The 18,933-nt window shown below is 38.4% G+C and carries 15 protein-coding genes; 11 read left to right on the top strand and 4 right to left on the bottom strand.

Translation table 11 applies throughout. The annotated features are described in order from the left end of the window. The first annotated feature begins 282 nt into the window (after positions 1-282). The 5 genes from ebgA (at position 283) to BTO23_RS13705 (ending at position 10,267) form a co-directional block, all read left to right on the top strand. A complete protein-coding gene (ebgA, locus tag BTO23_RS13725) occupies positions 283-3,384 on the top strand; it encodes a beta-galactosidase subunit alpha (protein ID WP_105063788.1) in 3,102 nt (1,033 codons plus the stop codon). Next, positions 3,384-3,836, top strand: coding sequence for a beta-galactosidase subunit beta (locus tag BTO23_RS13720; protein WP_061003797.1), 453 nt, complete (start codon positions 3,384-3,386; stop codon positions 3,834-3,836). Before ebgA ends, BTO23_RS13720 begins: the two co-directional genes overlap by 1 nt. 143 nt (positions 3,837-3,979) lie before the next feature. After that, positions 3,980-5,407 carry an amino acid permease gene (locus BTO23_RS13715; protein WP_105063787.1) on the top strand — a complete coding sequence of 476 codons (1,428 nt, stop codon included), beginning with the start codon at positions 3,980-3,982 and terminating at the stop codon, positions 5,405-5,407. A 160-nt stretch (positions 5,408-5,567) separates the two neighbouring features. Beyond that, positions 5,568-8,483 carry an HD domain-containing phosphohydrolase gene (locus BTO23_RS13710; protein WP_245922113.1) on the top strand — a complete coding sequence of 972 codons (2,916 nt, stop codon included), beginning with the start codon at positions 5,568-5,570 and terminating at the stop codon, positions 8,481-8,483. 362 nt (positions 8,484-8,845) lie between these two features. Further along, a complete protein-coding gene (locus BTO23_RS13705; protein ID WP_105063786.1) occupies positions 8,846-10,267 on the top strand; it encodes an amino acid permease in 1,422 nt (473 codons plus the stop codon). A 97-nt stretch (positions 10,268-10,364) separates the two neighbouring features. Here BTO23_RS13705 and BTO23_RS13700 read toward each other — a convergent pair whose 3' ends face one another. Continuing rightward, the gene (locus BTO23_RS13700) at positions 10,365-11,603 is read right to left on the bottom strand and encodes a CynX/NimT family MFS transporter (RefSeq protein ID WP_105063785.1); all 1,239 of its coding nucleotides are present in this window, start codon (positions 11,601-11,603) and stop codon (positions 10,365-10,367) included. Positions 11,604-11,696: 93 nt separating this feature from the next. Here BTO23_RS13700 and BTO23_RS13695 point away from each other — a divergent pair, with 93 nt between their 5' ends. The 3 genes from BTO23_RS13695 (at position 11,697) to ygjK (ending at position 15,365) form a co-directional block, all read left to right on the top strand. Continuing rightward, entirely contained in the window at positions 11,697-12,467 is a 771-nt protein-coding gene (locus BTO23_RS13695; RefSeq protein WP_105063784.1) for an AraC family transcriptional regulator, read from the top strand. Positions 12,468-12,597: 130 nt separating this feature from the next. Next, a complete protein-coding gene (locus tag BTO23_RS13690) occupies positions 12,598-12,792 on the top strand; it encodes a hypothetical protein (protein ID WP_245922151.1) in 195 nt (64 codons plus the stop codon). 188 nt (positions 12,793-12,980) lie between these two features. Beyond that, on the top strand, positions 12,981-15,365 hold the full coding sequence (gene ygjK, locus BTO23_RS13685) for an alpha-glucosidase (RefSeq protein ID WP_061029543.1): 2,385 nt from the start codon (positions 12,981-12,983) through the stop codon (positions 15,363-15,365). Positions 15,366-15,465: 100 nt separating this feature from the next. Here the strand turns inward: ygjK and BTO23_RS13680 are convergent, their stop codons facing one another. Further along, the gene (locus BTO23_RS13680; RefSeq protein ID WP_105063783.1) at positions 15,466-15,858 is read right to left on the bottom strand and encodes a DoxX family protein; all 393 of its coding nucleotides are present in this window, start codon (positions 15,856-15,858) and stop codon (positions 15,466-15,468) included. 18 nt (positions 15,859-15,876) lie between these two features. Beyond that, a complete protein-coding gene (gene ohr, locus BTO23_RS13675) occupies positions 15,877-16,299 on the bottom strand; it encodes an organic hydroperoxide reductase Ohr (RefSeq protein WP_105063782.1) in 423 nt (140 codons plus the stop codon). A 149-nt stretch (positions 16,300-16,448) separates the two neighbouring features. On the opposite strand from ohr, the gene ohrR reads away from it, so the two are divergent. Further along, the gene (gene ohrR / locus BTO23_RS13670; RefSeq protein WP_061029547.1) at positions 16,449-16,916 is read left to right on the top strand and encodes a transcriptional regulator OhrR; all 468 of its coding nucleotides are present in this window, start codon (positions 16,449-16,451) and stop codon (positions 16,914-16,916) included. Positions 16,917-17,075: 159 nt separating this feature from the next. Then, positions 17,076-17,744 carry a YiaD family glycine zipper/OmpA-like lipoprotein gene (locus BTO23_RS13665; protein ID WP_060992284.1) on the top strand — a complete coding sequence of 223 codons (669 nt, stop codon included), beginning with the start codon at positions 17,076-17,078 and terminating at the stop codon, positions 17,742-17,744. A 165-nt stretch (positions 17,745-17,909) separates the two neighbouring features. Here the strand turns inward: BTO23_RS13665 and BTO23_RS13660 are convergent, their stop codons facing one another. Then, positions 17,910-18,080, bottom strand: a complete 171-nt coding sequence (locus BTO23_RS13660; protein WP_105063781.1) for a hypothetical protein — start codon at positions 18,078-18,080, stop codon at positions 17,910-17,912. A gap of 56 nt (positions 18,081-18,136) precedes the next feature. Here BTO23_RS13660 and BTO23_RS13655 point away from each other — a divergent pair, with 56 nt between their 5' ends. Further along, positions 18,137-18,835, top strand: a complete 699-nt coding sequence (locus tag BTO23_RS13655; RefSeq protein WP_061003789.1) for a metal-dependent hydrolase — start codon at positions 18,137-18,139, stop codon at positions 18,833-18,835. Positions 18,836-18,933: the final 98 nt, after the last annotated feature.

The following is an 18,933-nucleotide window of genomic DNA, read 5'->3' as shown; positions in this document are numbered from 1 at the left end:
TTTTAACGATTTACTTTACTCTTTTCTATTTCTGCGCAATACACCATCACTTTACGATTATTTTATCTATTTATTAATCAATTAAGGTTAATGAATTGTTTCTACAACTCTTATTAACGTTATCAAGCTCACAAAGCTCAGTTCAATATGTGACCAAGTTAAAAGTAAAACAATTTACCAATTTATTTTACTAAAACTTTAGTTAATATCTTTTACCAGAGAGTTAATTTATTACTTATTTACCTTATATAAGAACTATCGGCATCGACCGGGAGGCTACACGTGAACAATTGGGAAAACTTCTTCCGTTTAAATGAGAACCGCATGGCACCACGCGCTTATTTCTTCTCATACGACTCTGTTCAGACTGCAAAGACATTCCAACGTGAATTAAGCAGCCACTACCAGCTATTAAGTGGCCAATGGACTTTCAACTTCTTCATTAACCCATTGCTTGTGCCTGACGAGTTCTACTCTCAACACATGAGCGATTGGGGCAGTATTACTGTTCCTAACATGTGGCAAATGGAAGGTCATGGCGATCTTCAATACACAGATGAAGGCTTTCCTTTCCCTATCGATGTTCCTTTTGTACCAAGCGATAACCCAACAGGCGCTTACCAACGCACATTCACACTAGGTGAAACGTGGAACGACAAACAAACTATTATCAAGTTTGATGGCGTAGAAACTTACTTTGAAGTGTACGTAAACGGTAGCTACGTTGGTTTTAGTAAAGGTAGCCGTTTAACTGCTGAATTTGATATCTCTGAATTTGCACAACAAGGTGAAAACCTGCTTTCTGTTCGTGTAATGCAATGGGCTGATTCTACTTACATAGAAGACCAAGATATGTGGTGGACTGGCGGTATCTTCCGTGATGTTTACCTAGTTGGTAAAGAGCAAGTTCATGTTCAAGACATTACTATTCGCACTGATTTTGATAAAAACTATCAAAGTGCTACATTGTCTTGTAAAGCTGAATTAGAAAACCTAACAAACAGCTCAATCTCTAACTATTCACTTGAATACGCATTATTTGATGGTGCAACAAACGTAGCTCAGGGCTCTATCGATTCATTGTCTTTTGATTCGACTCTTGATGTGAACGTTACTATCGATATGGAAAACCCAACGCATTGGACGGCAGAAAATCCTTACCTATACCAATTGGTTCTGACTCTAAAAGATGAAAACGGTAAAACACTAGAAATCATCCCAAACCGCGTTGGTTTCCGCGACATTAAAGTGCGCGATGGTCTGTTCTACATCAACAACAAATACGTAATGCTGCATGGCGTAAACCGTCATGATAACGATCACTTAAAAGGTCGTGCTGTGGGTATGGATCGTGTTGAGAAAGACATCGTATTGATGAAACAACACAACATTAACTCTGTACGTACTGCTCACTACCCTAACGATCCTCGTTTCTATGAACTGTGTGACGTTTACGGCTTATTTGTTATGGGTGAAACCGATGTAGAAACACACGGCTTTGCTAACGTTGGAGATTTAAGCCGCATCACCAATGATCCTGTATGGGAACACGTATTTGTTGAACGTATTGAGCGTCACATTCACGCACAGAAAAACCACGCATCTATCATCATGTGGTCTTTAGGTAATGAATCTGGTTACGGCTGTAATATCAAATCAATGTACGATGCTGCAAAAGCGATTGATGACACACGCCTAGTTCATTACGAAGAAGACCGTGATGCTGAAGTGGTTGATATCATTAGTACTATGTACTCTCGTGCTCAACTAATGAATGCTTTTGGTGAACATCCTCATAATAAACCACGCATCATTTGTGAATACGCACACGCAATGGGTAATGGCCCTGGTGGGTTAACTGAATACCAAAATGTGTTCTATAAGCATGACTCAATCCAAGGTCATTATGTTTGGGAATGGTGTGATCACGGCATTCTTGCTAAAGACGAAAATGGCACTGAGTTCTTAAAATACGGTGGCGATTACGGCGATTATCCAAACAACTACAACTTCTGTATGGATGGCTTAGTTTACTCAGATCAAACTCCAGGTCCTGGCCTGAAAGAGTACAAGCAAGTTATCGCGCCAGTTAAGATCCAAGAAAAAGACGCAGCAAACGGCATTTTCACGGTAGATAACAAACTGTGGTTCTCAAACCTTGATGACTACACCATTACCGCTGAGATCCGTGCTGAAGGCGAAACACTGCAAAGCACCACGCTTAAAGTAGAAGGCTTAGCTGAAAACTCAAGCCGTGATATTGAAATCGCACTGCCAGAGCTAGACGGCCGTGAAGCCTTCATTAACTTCACTGTACGTAAAGACTCTCGCACTCTGTATAGCGAAGCGAATCATGACATTGCGATTTACCAAGTTCAGTTAAAAGAAAACACAGAGCAACTGCCAGTGTTCTCTAACAGCAATGCGATTGCTCTTGATATCACAGCATCTCGTTTAGATTATGTCGTAAAAGGGTTGAACTTTGCGCTTACTTTCTCAAAAGTGAACGGTAAATTAACCTCATGGTTAGTGAATGGCGAAGAATTAATTGCAAGCTCGCCAAAACTAAACTTCTTCAAGCCGATGGTTGATAACCATAAGCAAGAGCATGAAGGTCTGTGGGAGCCTGCGCATCTTCAAATCATGCAAGAGCACTTTCGCTCTATCGAACTTGATGCATCAAATGGTAAAGCTACTTTCACGGTAACCAGCATTATTGCGCCGCCTGTGTTTGATTTTGGTATGCGTTGTACTTACATTTACGAAATCAGCAAAGAAGGTCAACTAAACATTCAACTCTCAGGTGAACGTTACGGTGATTACCCTCATGTTATCCCTGTGATTGGTTTAGATCTTGGTATCAACAATGAGTTTGACCAAGTGCAATACTACGGTCGTGGTCCTGAAGAAAACTACCAAGACAGCCAACAAGCAAACATGATTGATGTATACCAAACAACTGTAGCTAATATGTTTGAGAACTACCCGTTCCCACAAAATAACGGTAACCGTCAGCACGTTCGTTGGGCATCACTAGCTAATCGTCACGGCTCTGGTCTATTTGTTAAGCCTGAGCAAGAGATTAACTTCAGTGCTTGGTTCTACACCAACCAAAATATCCATGAAGCACAGCACACGATTGAGCTTGAGAAGAGTGGCTACATTACGCTAAACCTTGACCACAAACTGATGGGATTAGGTTCAAACTCTTGGGGCTCTGAAGTATTAGATTCATACCGTGTTTACATGGATAAATTCCAGTACGCACTGACTTTGGTTCCATTCCAACAAGGTGGTTGCTCACCAAAAGCATTGGCAAATCACACATTTACCTCAAATACGACATTCACTTCAAATACAACAGTTGAAGGCGGAGAAAAGTAATGATCATTTTAGACAACCTAGAGCAATTTAAAGTGGTATATCGTGACGGCCGTAAATGGAACCGTTGTGTAGAAGCAATTGAAAACATTGGCAATCTTAGAGATGGGGTTATGTATTCGATTGGCGATTCTTTGGTTTATATGATTGAAGATGGCGTTGCCAAAAACACCGAAAACTTTGTAGGTAATCGTCGTTATTTCGACATCCACTATTACCTAGAAGGCCGTGAAACCGTTGAAGTGGCTGATAAGTCTAACCTAGAAAGTGTGCAAGCCTATTCAGATGAAACTGACCGCGAACACCTAAATGGCAACGGTCAAATACATCAACTTTGTGAAGGCCAAGTGGCTGTATTTGATAACAGCAAAGCGTACAAATTCCATGGCGATAATCGTGTTCGTAAAGTGGTTCTAAAAGTCACTATCGAAGACGGTTACTTCCTGAATAAATAATAAATCAAAATAAGTACTAGAAAACAATAATAAATGGCATCTGGAAATATATTCAGAGCCAAATAATAGGGAGAGATTGGATCGTAAACCGCGACTAAATCTCTCCCATCATACCTACAATATGTGATTCATCGGAGTACCTTATGTCTACATCAACTCGTGGCACGATAGGCAAGTTCGCCTTACTGTCTATGACTTTTGCTGCAGTTTATAGCTTCAATAATATCATCAATAATAATATTGAAATCGGTCTATCTTCTGCACCTATGTTCTTCCTTGCAACTCTGTTCTATTTTGTTCCATTCTGTTTAATTGTTGCCGAATTTGTATCGCTAAATAAAAACTCTGAAGCCGGTGTTTACGCATGGGTAAAAAGTTCGTTAGGTGGCCGTTGGGCATTCATAACCGCGTATACTTACTGGTTTGTTAATCTATTCTTCTTTACCTCTTTACTGCCAAGAATCATTGCTTATGCGTCTTATGCTTTCTTAGGTTTTGAGTACATATTCACGCCATTAACTACGGCAGTATTAAGTACCCTACTCTTTGCGGTAGCGACTCATGTATCAAACAATGGTGCGAAATTACTAGGTCCAATTACCTCTATTACCTCATCTCTAATGTTGCTACTCACTTTGTCTTACATTCTTCTATCAGGTGGCGCACTTCTAGGTGGTATTGAACCAGCAGACCCGATTACAATTGAAGCAATGACCCCAACATTTAACTGGGCATTCCTAGGGGTTATCACATGGATCTTCATGGCGGCAGGCGGTGCTGAATCAGTTGCTGTTTATGTAAACGACATCAAAGGCGGTCACAAATCATTCGTTAAAGTTATCATCGTTGCAGGTATCTTTATCGGTGTGCTTTATTCTGTTGGTTCAATTGTTGCCAACGTCTTTGTCTCTCGTGAAGAACTTAAATTTACAGGCGGCTCTGTTCAAGTATTTGAAGGTATGGCAAGACACTTTGGTTTATCTGAAATTATCATGAACCGCTTTGTAGGTATTGTATCGTTTACTGCAATGCTTGGTTCATTACTGATGTGGACAGCAACACCAGTTAAAATCTTCTTCTCTGAAATTCCAAAAGGTATTTTTGGTGAAAAAACAGTAGCACTAAACAAGCAAGGCGTACCAGTACGTGCTGCATGGATTCAATTCTTAATCGTGATTCCACTAATGTTCATCCCTACATTAGCGTCTGATACGGTGCAAGATTTAATGAGTACTATCATCAACATGACGGCAGCAGCTTCTATGCTACCACCATTGTTTATTATGATTGCTTACTTAAACTTACGCATTAAGCTGGACCATCTAGAGCGTGACTTTAAAATGGGATCTCGCTTTACCGGTATCACTGTAGTTTCAATTCTGATTGGTATCTTCACGGTTGGTTTCTTTGCGTCAACCTTCCCAACAGGTGGCGACATCATGACAATCATCTTCTATAACGTGGGTGGTATTGTTATCTTCCTTGGCTACGCTTGGTGGAAATACAACAAGTATGAGCAGTCATTAAGCAAAGAGCAGCGTCTTGAAGAATCAAAACCTGCCGTTCAATAATTTATGGTTTTTTAATTAAATAAAACTAAACCGAAAAAACCGAGAGTATCTATCCTCTCGGTTTTTTTATTTTAATTAATGCTTTATCCGTTATTCGCCATCGATTTTTTCCTATTTGTAAACTACGTTTATTCTAGATAATAAAAATAATTGGTGCGATATGAACTCTCTAATAATAAAAATAAAAGATAAATTAATCTTCCCATTACATGTTCATATTTCGACGTTGTTTATCGTTATGATAGTCATCATTTGTTCAATCCAAATACTACTGACACATAAAAGTATAAATAACCTGTTACTTAATGCGAATTCAACCATTTTTGATCGAATATCAGTAGAAACAAGATCTTCTATGCGCAGTGAATATAGGCCTGCTTTTAGAACCATCTCTATACTCACCAAAAGAGACATAATAAACACAAAAACGTTAGCGCAGCGCAGTGCTTATTTTAACGAATTTGCGATGTTGTTAGATTTACACAAACATGTCTCGACCTACCGCATCACTTTTCCAAATGGTGATTGGTTTGGTATTGGCATATTAGGAAACTCTCTATTTAGGGAAAGGTTAAATACACCAGATAACACCTATTATTTTTTTCTTCATCACACCGCTGAAAAAGCAGATGACACCACTATTTTTTTCTATGATATTGAAGCTCGTCTCATAAAATCACAACTACTAACCGACCTTCAGTACGACCCAAGAAAAGAGACTTGGTTTAAGCAATCGATTAAAGAAAAAGTCCTCTTATCTAAGCCTCGCTATTTTTCTGGATTACAACAATTCGGCTTATCTATCCATCAGAAATCAGCTAATGATGTAGTGGTTAGTGCTGATATTTTAATGCAAAACATTAGCCACGTATTAAAAAGTACCTCTATCCATCCGTCATCACTTAGAGTGCTTTATGATGAAGAAAATATTATTTATGCCAGTAATTCTCCTAACCTTGCCTTAATCAAAAACAAAGACAAAGACAGTAAAGTTATTAACTTAAATGACTTATTTAGTTCAGAGATAGTGAGTACCATTGAAAAAATCAATTTAGATCAAGAAATCCAACGATATCAACATAAAGGAGAAGATTGGTACGGAAAGATCTTTTCCGCACCAATTAATTCAGAGCGTTCATTAAATTTACTAATTGCCGTAAAGACTTCTGAATTGCTCTCTAGCGCATACCTCATTCGTCAACAAACTATCTTGTGGTCTTTAGGGATACTGCTTATCTCTATTCCTTGTGTTTATTTCATCTCACAAAGAATATCAAAACCAATACGCCAAGCCACTGAGCAAGCACGATTAATATCTACATTTGACTTTTCATCTATCGATCACACATCGACTAAAATACTTGAAATAGCAAATCTAACCCGATCGATTTCCAGTATGAAATCAGCAATAGAAAATTACTTCAATCTAACGGACTCAATATCAAAAGAAAATGATTTTGATGAATCAATAAAACTGATTGGACGCAGTACTGCAGAGGCAACTAAAGCCTCCGCAGCTTATCTTTACCTTATCAATGATAAAGAAACACACATAGAACCTCAGTTTGCATGGCGAGCTAGCACACAAAGCGAAGACATTAGTAAATTAGAAAGCTTTGCTTTAGATGATAAAAAAATAGCGAAAACCATTGAGCATATAATGATTAAGAAAGAACCCTTTGAAAATCTGAATATTAATCAGCTCGACGAACAAGAACAAAATAAATTGGGTTTAAACAGCGAGCAAATATGGTCTATCACTTTTCCTTTATTTTCTAGAGAAAAGCAAATCATAGGAGCGATGGTATTAGTGTTTGATGTGAAGAATAGTGAGTACGTTCGTAATACTCAATTCAGCTACTTCGAGTCATTAATGAATTATACCTCCGTAGCTCTCGAAGGACGAAAAATGCTACAGAATCAAAAGGATTTACTCGACTCTTTTATTCAAGTCATGGCAAGTTCGATTGATACTAAATCACCATACACAGGAAACCATTGTCAAAAAGTACCTATACTAACTCAATGGCTTGCCGAGAGTGCCAGTAACTCTACAGAACCAGAATTCAAAGATTTCAAACTAGATGAAATACAAAGAGAAGAATTAAGAATTGCTTCATGGTTACATGATTGCGGAAAAATCACGACTCCAGAATACGTTGTTGATAAAGCAACAAAACTAGAAACTATTTACAATCGAATACATGAAATAAGAACTCGATTTGAAGTATTAAAACGTGATGCTGAAATCAAACAATGGAAACAAGCGTTTAATAACCCACTGCCTGATGAATATCAAAAAGAATTGGAACAAGAATGGCAACGATTAAATGAAGAGTTTGCTCTTATTGCAAGAGTGAATGTCGGCGATGAATTCTTATCAGAACAAGATGTAAAACAAATACAGAAAATTGGTCAACAAACATGGGAGCAAACACTAGACAACAGTTTAGGCCTTGCTTGGGAAGAAAAAGCCCGTTTGAATAGCCTTAGTGAACCCCAGCTCCCTATAACGGTGACTTTATTACAAAACAATCAATCTCATTTAATCCCTAATTCAGGCCCTATAAATCATGATAAACGTTTTATATTACAAGTACCTGAGTACAAAAATAACATTGGAGAAATCTATAATTTGTCCATTCAACGCGGTACTTTAAATAATGAAGAACGATTTATTATCAATGACCATATTATTCAAACAATCCACATGTTAGAGGCTCTCCCATTTCCCCGAACAATGAAAAATATTCCCCAAATTGCTGGTGGCCATCATGAAAAAGTCGATGGAACTGGCTATCCTATGGGCTTAAAAGCGGAAGAAATGCCGCTCACCGCACGAGTAATGGCTATAGCAGATATCTTTGAAGCGCTTACCAGTCATGACCGACCATATAAGAAAGCAAAGACATTAACGGAATCTCTAAAAATCATGAGTTTTATGGTTAAAGATAAGCATATCGATAAAGATTTGTTTAACTTATTTTTGACCTCTGGGCTTTATAACAAATACGCTGAAGCATACTTAAAACCAGAGCAACGTGACAATGTAGATATCAACGACTACATAAGCTAAAACTAAATAACATATCAAACCTAGCTTATCTAGCTTATCTAGCTTATCTAGCTTATCTAGCTTATCTAGCTTATCTAGGTTTGATATTTAAATAATCTTATGTATTTTACTATGTCACCATTTTTTATTTCTCAAAAAAACGGTTAGCAAAGCCTCTCTTAATTTCAATCCAATTCAATATTAATCACATACGCGTAGATCATCGTCACGTTTTACTCTTTTCTTAATCCCTATTTAATGACATATCTCACAGTAACCTTTAGTAAAAATAATTACTATAATTTTACTAAAAGTTACCTAAACAAATTAACTAAAATAATAAATTCATTATCCAAACGCAAACATATAGGGATACCATTACTATGTCTGATTCTTTACGAGGGACAATAGGCAAATTTGCCTTGCTGTCGATGACAATGGCGGCAGTTTTTAACGTTCGTAACATTGTAAATAACAACATTGAACTTGGGCTAAGCTCCGCCCCCATCTTTTTATTCGCTACTTTAGTTTATTTTATTCCATTCGTATTCATCATTGCTGAATTTGTATCTGCAAATAAAAACTCTGAATCAGGCATGTATGATTGGTTAAAACAACCTCTTGGCACCAAGATGGCCTATTTAGGCTCTTTCCTGTATTGGTTTGTAAATCTATTCTGGTTTGTGTCTCTATTACCTAACGTTATTGCTTATGCCTCTTATGCAATGCTTGGTTATGAATATGCTTTCTCTCCTATTGTTACATCTGTTATCTCTATTGTTCTATTTGCAGCAGCAACACACATTTCAACCAAAGGCGCATCATGGTTAGGTAAAATCTCTGAGATGGTTGCTTATGGGGTATTTGCTCTGTTTGCTGTTTACGTTATTGGTGCTTTTATGGCTCTTAGTGGCGACCACACTCCAGTAGAACCAATAACATTAGAAGCGATGACACCAACAATCAACTGGGCAACACTGGGGATCATGTGTTGGATTTTCCAAGCCGCTGGTGGTGCAGAAACTGCAGCAGCTTACTTGAAAGATGTAAAAGGCGGTCAGAAAACCTTCATTAAAGTAATCATCGCAGCAGGTGTGCTTATCGGCGCTATGTACGCTGTAGGTTCTTTATTAGTAAACGTCTTTGTTGCCCGTGACTCTTTAACTTATGCAGGTGGCATGGTTGAAATCTTTACTGGTATGGCTCAATACTTCAATGTATCAGAATCACTGGTTGGTCGTTTCGTTGGTATCGTTCTGTTCATTGCTATGTTTGGTTCAATGATGATGTGGACTGCTGCCCCCGTTAAAATTCACTTCTCTGAAATTCCTCAAGGTGTTTACGGTGAAAAAACAACAGAACTAAACGAACACGGTGTTCCTGTTCGCGCAGCTTGGTGGCAGTTTGCTTTTGTAGTTGTGATGTTAATCGTGAATGGCTTTGGCTCTGAATCAGTACAAGATATGATGAATACGGCAATTAATCTAACGGCCGGTACTGCGATGCTACCTCCTATCTTTATTATGGTGGCTTACTTTATTTTCCGTTTGAAGCATGATGATACTCCTCGTGATTTCCGTATGGGTTCACGTAAAATGGGTATGGGTGTAGTTTCGGTTCTGATTACTATCTTTGTGGTAAGTATGGCAGCATCTGCTTTCCCAACTGGCGTAGATTTAGTTGAAGCCTTCTTCATCAACGTATTTATGACAATGGTATTCTCTGCTCTTGCTTATTGGTGGATCTCCCGCTTTGAGAAGAAACAAGAAAAAGCCGCTGAATTAAAAATAGCATCAGCAAAATAGGTAGAAATCAAATTAGCGTTTAATTTCTCTAAATAAGACAAAAGGCACTGATACCCCCAGTGCCTTTTTTACATTCAATGTACTACTTTATAAAGAGTTACTTAAAAGCAAGATGCGCTTTTCCTTTCTTATCAATGATATGTGGTAAGCCCGCAAACATTGATATCCCAGCCCAAGCAACACAAACAACCAAGCACATGATTAATGGAAGCTCCCAACTTCCCGTAGCTTGATGTAATAAACCAAAACAAATTGGACCTGCAGCAGCAAGAAGGTAACCCATACATTGAGCCATTCCAGAAAGAGCAGCAGCTTGGTGTGCATCATGCGTACGAATTCCCACGAATGACAATCCCAAGATAAATCCACCACCACAACTAAAGCCAAACATGATAATCCAAATAGCGGCAAATTGAGGAAATAACAACAAGCCACCAATTCCAACAAAAGATAAAACTCCCATTCCACCACTGAGTAGACGTTTATCTTTAAGTTTTGCCATCAACGGAATCAAAACCAACGCAGGAACAGCAGTTGAAAGCTGTAGCATTCCATGTAAATAACCGGCTTGATGCTCTGAATATCCACTATCAACAAGAATACTGGGTAACCAAGCAATAAAGATATACATAATAAACGAGTTAAGACCTAAAAAAATCGTTACTTGCCATGCTGCAGGAGCTCTCCAAATATAACTATGGCTATCAATCTCAGCGGTATCTGCTGTTGGTGCAGTACGGTTTTTTAACTGTGGTAACCAAATTACCATCGCAATAATCGGAAATATAACGATTGATGCTAATGATATCGCCCAATTTGGTATCGCTGTGATGTGTAAAGATTCAGCGAAATGCAACATTGGAATCGCAATGCTTGAGCTTATACTCGATCCAACTCCCATGACTAATACATAGATTGCGGTTAATGTGGTCACTTGCTTTGGAAAATCTCGCTTTAATAAGCTAGGCAACAATACGTTACCAATTGCAATGCCGACGCCAATAACACTCGTCCCTAAAAATAGCATTTGAGTTGAGCCAAGCGAACGAATAGCAATACCGATTGTAATCGCAATAAGAGCTATCATTAATGAGGATTCTAATCCTACTTTACGAGCTAAGCTTGATGATAATGGAGAAAAAAAAGCAAAAGCTAACAGAGGCACAGTTGTTATCATTCCTGCTTGTGTTGCTGTTAAGCCTAAATCTTTTGATATGAAATCCAAAATTGGACCGAGCCCTGTAATTGGACTTCGAAGGTTACTCGCTATAAGTAGAATACCGACGATAACAAGCCCTGGTTGCGCTAACTTTTTGATCTTATTTTTATCTGACATATCAATCTCCTCAAATCAAGGAGCCATGATATACCTTACCTTCTCATCCGAATTTATGTATATTGACAATAAATAACGATAAACGGTCAAAGCATGTCTAACGATTCTATATTTTATCATTTTGATTCTGATGAATACCCTCAGAAAGTGACTGCTCTTCGTATTAATCAAGAAGAGGAAACGACTTTTCATCAACACCAAAAGGGGCAATTAGTGATGCCATTGAGTGGGTTTGTCACCTGCACTATTGCCGACGCTATCTGGATGGTTCCTGCCAACTGTGCGGTATGGATCCCAAGCCAAGTGATTCATAGTAATCGAATTTCATCAGGTTCAGATGTATGCATGCTTTTTATTTCCCCTGATATCAACGGCATTCCAGAGAAAAGCTGTACTCTATCTATATCCCCTTTATTGCGAGAATCTATTATTGCCTTATCGTCAGTCGATCAACATTATGAAACGGAAGGACGAACCGCAAGATTAGTTGAAGTACTGCTCGACGAATTAGCGGTAATGCCAACAGAACATTTTGACTTCCCAATTCCCTCAGAACCGCGCTTACATAAAATAGCCAAAGAAATGTACGATGATCCAAGTAATCGCTGTACTGTAGGTGGATGGGCAAAGCGTTTTGCAATGAGTGAAAGAACATTATCGAGACTAGTGAAACAAGAATTAGGAATGACATTTGGGCATTGGCGTAGTCAACTGCACATTGTTTTAGCATTGCAAAAGCTCTCTTCTGGAGATGCAGTTCAACGTATTGCTGAAGATTTAGGTTATGAATCAGTTAGTGCCTTTATCTCTTTTTTCAAAAAAACATTAGGCCGCTCCCCAAAGCAATACATGAAAATTAAGTAAAAATCGTTATCTATAGCTCACTGTTATCCTCCCTAAATCTACTCTGACACTTATTATCTCGCTATCCTTCCTTTATTGATAACTTACTCCATATTAATTAGTAATTAGTAATTAGAGACAGTTATCAATAATGAAGTTGGGGGGGTGTTACAGTGTTTCTGCTGCTCCTGAGTCTGATTTCTCTGAAGATGATGCACTAGTTCATTTTAGTAGATACGATGAATACGCAGATAAATACAGCTACGCGGCCTTTGTAAATGGTTATGTTCAGTATGATATTGCCGAAGGTAAATTGGCAACCGCGATTGATACTACGTTTTTATGAAAAACGACACGTCAGACTCTGCAAACGAAATCTTTATCATGCAATATTACTATTGGTAAGTAAGTCACATTATCTATGAAGCTAGCCTAATTAAATGAGACTGGCTTCACTGACATTCCCCTACTTTATAACTACTATGCAAATAGTTAAATTTAGTAAAATTTTACTTAACCGAGAATAAGAATCTAATGATAAAATTTAAACTTTCGGCACTTGCTGTTGCTACTGCCCTTTTTGCTGTCGGCTGCGCACAAACATCACCTACAGACCTTAACTCTAATGAACTTAAAGCGGCACAATTTAAAGACGTGATTGATCGCACAGGTTCCCCTGAATATATGCGTGATTACGATTTTGATGATCACCAACGTTTTAACCCATTCTTTGACATGGGCTCTTGGCACGGTCATCTGCTACCAGACAACGATGATGGTATGGGTGGTTTCCCAGGAACAGCTCTACTTACCGAAGAATACATTAATTTCATGGCAAACAATTTCGATCGCCTAAGTGTATTTAAAGATGGCAAGAAAGTTGAATTCATTATGGAGGCGTACAGCCTTCCTGGCGCATTAGTTCAAATATTAAGCTCTGATGACGTAAAAGTCGAAATGACACTGCGCTTTGCAACAAACCGCACTTCTTTAGTTGAAACTAAAATCACAACTGACTCTCCTGTTGAGCTTGTTTGGGATGGTGAGCTAATTGAAGGAAATCACGCAAAAGAAGAAAAATCTCAATCAGATAAAACAATTGCTGAAGCATACCCTGATTATGATCGTCAAATTGAAGCAACAGATGATGGTCTAAAAGTGACTTTTGGTGAGGTACGCGCCACTTGGTCTTTACTGACATCGGGTGATTCTGAATACCAAATTCATAAATCAATTCCAACAGCAACAACGACTGATGGTTTACGTTTTAAATCTACGGCTAACATTGAGCAATCCACCACCATCTACACGACTTATTCTCATGTGTTAACCGCTGAAGAAAACCAAGCAGAACAAGCTAAAATCACAGACATTCTAGCAAATCCAAATCAATATTTAGTCGCAACAGAAAAGCGTTGGGAAGAATACCTTGATAAAGGCTTAACCAACCCAAATGCGACACCAGAACAAGAACGTGTTGCAGTAAAAGCAATGGAAACGCTTAATGGCAACTGGCGTGGTGCTGCTGGTGCAATGGAGTTTGACTCAGTAACACCATCTGTAACCGCTCGTTGGTTCTCAGGTAACCAAACATGGCCGTGGGATACATGGAAACAAGCCTACGCAATGGCACACTTCAACCCTGAAGTAGCAAAAGATAATATTCGAGCTATGTTTGCTTATCAAATTCAAGCAGATGATAAAGTTCGCCCTTGGGATGCTGGTTTTATTCCTGATTTATTAGCCTACAACACAAGCCCAGAGCGTGGCGGTGACGGTGGCAACTGGAATGAGCGAAATACCAAACCAAGTCTTGCTGCATGGGCAGTAATGGAAGTGTACAAAACCACTGAAGATAAAGCGTGGTTAGAAGAAATGTACCCTAAATTGGTCGCTTATCATAATTGGTGGTTACGTAATCGTGATAACAATGGCAACGGCGTTCCTGAGTATGGTGCTTCACGCGATAAAGCACACAATACAGACAGTGGCGATATGTTATTTACAGTTGAACGTGGAGATAAGAAAGAAGAGCTTGCAGGCTTAGATAAGTATCAAGAGATCATAAAATCTGGGGACTATGACCACATTGAGATCCCGGCACAAACAGCAGCCTCTTGGGAGTCGGGTCGTGATGATGCGGCAGCCTTTGGTTTTATCGATAAAGATCAACTAGACGCTTATGTTGCTAATGGTGGTAAACGCTCGGATTGGGAAGTGAAATTCGCACAAAATCGAGATAAAGACGGTACACTATTAGGGTACTCGTTATTACAAGAATCCGTTGACCAAGCAAGCTACATGTTCAGTGACAACCAATATCTAGCTCAAATGGCTGATATCCTAGGTAAAGATACTGATGCAAAAGAGTTCCGTGAAAAAGCTGATAAATTAGCAACTTATATCAATACTTGTATGTTTGATGAAGGTACTGGTTTCTTCTACGATATCCGTATAGAAGATAAACCATTAGCAAACGGCTGTGCGGGTAAACCAATTGTTGAGCGTGGAAAAGGCCCAGAAGGTTGGTCACCACTTTTCAACAAAGCGGCAACCCAAGCAAATGCTGATGCAGTTGTTAAAGTAATGAAAGATACATCTGAATTCAATACTTACATTCCACTAGGCACGGCAGCATTATCAAGCCCTGCATTTGGTCCTGATATCTACTGGCGTGGTCGTGTTTGGGTTGACCAATTTTACTTTGGCCTAAAAGGAATGGAAAGCTACGGTTACCGTGATGACGCGGTAGAAATGGCAGGGGCATTCTTTGATCATGCTGATGGTTTAGTTGGTGACGGTCCTATCCGTGAAAACTACAATCCACTCACTGGCGATCAACAAGGCGCACCAAACTTCTCTTGGAGTTCAGCTCACCTTTACATGCTTTATAATGATTTCTTTACTGCTGAAAAGTAATAGATTTTTAAATAGCAATTTTAAATAACAAATAGAAAAAAGGGATATGATTAACTTCATATCCCTTTTGTGTTTTAGCACTAAACAATAATCACTTTAACTATTTGTCTTTTGCCTTACAGCATTCAGGCATTGCGTGACCTGAAAGTACTAATAAACCAGCAAAGATCCCTAGGTTTTTAATGAAGTTTTGCATCTCGTGCGCTCCTTCTAAACCTGAATAATTCCAGAAATCATGCAATGACACGTTAATAACGAGTACTAATCCTGCCAGTAACAAGGCAATTAACCATGTAAAACGGTTTACCATTAGTAAAAGAGCAGCACCAATTTGGAAGATACCAGCAAGTCCCAGTAAGACAGGGACAAATGGCATGTCATGCTTTTCCATTAATTGGATATGCATATCCCACGACACAAATTTCATTAGTCCTGGAACTAAGAAATACAGCGCTAAAAGTACACGACCTACGGTTAGTAATAGAGTATTCATTTAATCAATCCCTATGACTTAAAGTACATTACCATTTACTGATAATTTCACATCAATATTGCCTTTCACTGCATTTGAATATGGACAAACTTGGTGTGCTGTTTTCACTAATTGTTGAGCTTGCCCTTCTTCTAGCTCTAATGTCACTGCCAATGCAACCGTTAGTGCAAAACCACCCGTTTCATTTGGACCAATACCTACTTCAGCCGATACTGGTGCTTGAGTTAACTTGATTTTCATTTCACGAGCCACGTGCAGAATCGCATTTGAGAAACACGCAGAATAACCCGCCGCAAACAATTGCTCAGGATTTGTTGCTTCACCTGTCCCGCCCATCTCTTTTGGGTAACTTAGAGCAAGATCAAGCATATTATCGTCAGTTGTTACTTGGCCATTACGTCCTGCTGATGCGGTTGCTGTTGTTGTATATAATGTTGTCATAGTGATGTCCTTAATTCTAAATATGCTTCAATGTTAATTAAATTGCTAACAATTAGATTGCGCGCAATTCATTTTCAGTGAGTATAATTCGATTCTTAGATAAAATACAAGTATATTGTGCACAATCTATTTTTATACAGAGTATTGAGATGACTACCTCAACTGAAAAATACAATCAAAATAATGTGGAAACACCTCAATTATTACTTAAAAATCAAGTTTGCTTTTCTCTTTACAGCGCAGCAAACGCGATGATAAGAGCTTACCGTCCACTGTTGAGTGAACTTGATCTTACTTATCCCCAATACCTTGCGATGATGGTTATTTGGGAAAAAAATGGCATTAACGTAAAAGATCTTGGTCACGATCTTCATTTAGACTCAGGTACTTTGACGCCTTTACTTAAGCGGTTAGAAACAAAGGGCTTTATCACAAGAGAACGCAGCAGTGAAGACGAGCGCATTCGGTTGGTTTTTTTAACTAAACAAGGAACAGAATTAAAAAACAAAGCGCTTTCTGTACCTAATGGGATTTTTTGTAAAAGCCAATTAGAAATTGAAGAACTACAGCAATTAAAAGCTACTTGTGAAAAGCTGTTAGCTAATCTCGAAAAATAATTTAAGACATCAGAAATAGCTTATCCCCACCTAAATATAAGGTGACCTATTCCACATAACTATAGGCATTTCTATCAATAAAGATTCTCTTAAGGCATTGATTTTTGATCTTCTAGGAGTACACTGCGCGGCACAGATGTATATAACTAGAGACAAAAAATGAAAAAAATCACTATTGCGCTTGCATTACTTATCACTTTAACTGGTTGTCAGGCTACTCAACGCCAAAATGCAACAACTGGTGAAACAGAAACAAACTCTGCAACTAAAGGGGCTCTTGCTGGTGTTCTAGCTGGTGTTGCTATTGGTCTTGCTAGCGGCGATAACGCAAAAGAACGTCGTAAAAACGCTCTTATTGGTGCGGCAGCTGGTGGTGCTGTTGGTGGCGGTGTTGGTTATTATTTTGATAGCCAAGAAGAAGCATTACGTAATGAATTAAAAAGCTCTGGTGTACAAGTGGAACGTGTTGGTGATAATGAGTTAAAACTTATTATGGACAATGGTGTTGGCTTCCAATCTAGCTCTTATCAATTAGATGCTAGCATTTACAACACATTAAATGGCGTTGCTCGTATTCTTGTTGAATACCCAGACACCGCCCTTCAAATTGATGGTCATACAGATAGTTCTGGTAACGATACTAAAAACCAAACTCTGTCGGAGCAACGTGCTGATTCTGTTCGCACCTACCTAATTAAACAAAAAGTTGCCGCTGGACGTGTTCATGCCCGTGGCTACGGTGAGCGCTACCCTGTTTGTGATAACTCAACATCACAAGGCCGTGCGTGTAATCGCCGTGTAGAAATCACTATTCTACCGCTTAAATAAGCACCACATAATATAAAACCCAAATTAACTGTATATAAACACAGTTAACTATTGGTTTTTATTATTTGCTGTTATAGAATGAAAAATCCCCCACGATGCTGCCATCACGGGGGATTTTTGTTTCCAATTAAGCGTATAACTCAAAGCAATACAGCTAACGATAAACTATTGAGTCGCATCCTCAATTTTTTCAAGCACAAGATCTTTACCATCAACGAAGGTGTCTTGTACTTTTTCAAAGGCATCTGAATCCATAACATTTTGAACTTCATCGCCATAATTCATTCCAATATAAATCCCAAGAGCGATGAACAGTAATGCAAATACTTTAAACATGATTATTTTCTCTATTAATTCAGCGTATATCTTACAAAAGAATTCTTTAAAAACCTATGGCAAATTTTAGTACTCATTTTAACAGCGCCGCTTTAGTCTCAGGCGCAGCTTCTGCAGCTCTGCTCTCAGCAAACCACATTGAACTAAACACAGCATTATGGCTTTGGTTTTTAGGTACAATTGGTGGACTATTACCCGATATCGATTCAGATAATTCTACATCTTTAGATATTATCTTTAATCTTTTCACTATTTGTATTGTCTTACTCAGTATTCGCTACTTTACCAGTGATGCCATTAATGAAAGGCAATTTTTACTTTTAATCGGTCTACCTGTCGTCATTCATATTTTTATCAAATACGGTATTCGTAATATCTTTGAGTGGCAAACAATACATCGTGGAATATGTCATTCATTGTTATTTCTTCTATTTTGTGGATTACTAACCACAAACATAACCATGTTTATTTTAAATACTAAGCTACAAGGTGCAGATTTAATTGGCTGGCTTTCTGGTATGTTTGTCTTTGGTGGTGGATTCATTCATTTATTATTAGATGAGATATACAGTGTGGATCTCGCCAATGTTCGTATAAAACGATCTTTTGGCTCGGCATTGAAGTTGACTGATTTTTCTAATCTTACTTTATCGAGTTTTTTCCTTATCATTACCGCCGTTCTCTTTTGGCTCGCTCCCCCTATTGAATCGACACTGACGACTTTAAGTGACTGGCAATTCTTCAAATTATGGTGATAAATCGATTAGCCTTTAAATGCACGTAATAAAAAAGCACAAGAACGAAATGATCTTGTGCTTTATTTTTATTATTTATAATAGTGACGATCTATTAC

It is taken from the genome of Aliivibrio sifiae (assembly GCF_002954715.1).
In the GTDB taxonomy this organism is placed as follows: domain Bacteria; phylum Pseudomonadota; class Gammaproteobacteria; order Enterobacterales; family Vibrionaceae; genus Aliivibrio; species Aliivibrio sifiae.
This window is presented reverse-complemented; position numbering and strand designations above follow the sequence as displayed.

What these genes read in the sequence shown, in the direction of transcription:
- BTO23_RS13680 (WP_105063783.1), bottom strand. Translation starts at nt 15,858, where the DNA reads ATGAATACTCTATTACTAACCGTAGGTCGTGTACTTTTAGCGCTGTAT.
- BTO23_RS13665 (WP_060992284.1), top strand. Translation starts at nt 17,076, where the DNA reads ATGAAAAAAATCACTATTGCGCTTGCATTACTTATCACTTTAACTGGT.
- ohrR (WP_061029547.1), top strand. Translation starts at nt 16,449, where the DNA reads ATGACTACCTCAACTGAAAAATACAATCAAAATAATGTGGAAACACCT.
- BTO23_RS13715 (WP_105063787.1), top strand. Translation starts at nt 3,980, where the DNA reads ATGTCTACATCAACTCGTGGCACGATAGGCAAGTTCGCCTTACTGTCT.
- BTO23_RS13710 (WP_245922113.1), top strand. Translation starts at nt 5,568, where the DNA reads ATGAACTCTCTAATAATAAAAATAAAAGATAAATTAATCTTCCCATTA.
- BTO23_RS13705 (WP_105063786.1), top strand. Translation starts at nt 8,846, where the DNA reads ATGTCTGATTCTTTACGAGGGACAATAGGCAAATTTGCCTTGCTGTCG.
- ygjK (WP_061029543.1), top strand. Translation starts at nt 12,981, where the DNA reads ATGATAAAATTTAAACTTTCGGCACTTGCTGTTGCTACTGCCCTTTTT.
- ohr (WP_105063782.1), bottom strand. Translation starts at nt 16,299, where the DNA reads ATGACAACATTATATACAACAACAGCAACCGCATCAGCAGGACGTAAT.
- BTO23_RS13655 (WP_061003789.1), top strand. Translation starts at nt 18,137, where the DNA reads ATGGCAAATTTTAGTACTCATTTTAACAGCGCCGCTTTAGTCTCAGGC.
- BTO23_RS13695 (WP_105063784.1), top strand. Translation starts at nt 11,697, where the DNA reads ATGTCTAACGATTCTATATTTTATCATTTTGATTCTGATGAATACCCT.
- BTO23_RS13700 (WP_105063785.1), bottom strand. Translation starts at nt 11,603, where the DNA reads ATGTCAGATAAAAATAAGATCAAAAAGTTAGCGCAACCAGGGCTTGTT.
- BTO23_RS13690 (WP_245922151.1), top strand. Translation starts at nt 12,598, where the DNA reads ATGAAGTTGGGGGGGTGTTACAGTGTTTCTGCTGCTCCTGAGTCTGAT.
- BTO23_RS13720 (WP_061003797.1), top strand. Translation starts at nt 3,384, where the DNA reads ATGATCATTTTAGACAACCTAGAGCAATTTAAAGTGGTATATCGTGAC.
- BTO23_RS13660 (WP_105063781.1), bottom strand. Translation starts at nt 18,080, where the DNA reads ATGTTTAAAGTATTTGCATTACTGTTCATCGCTCTTGGGATTTATATT.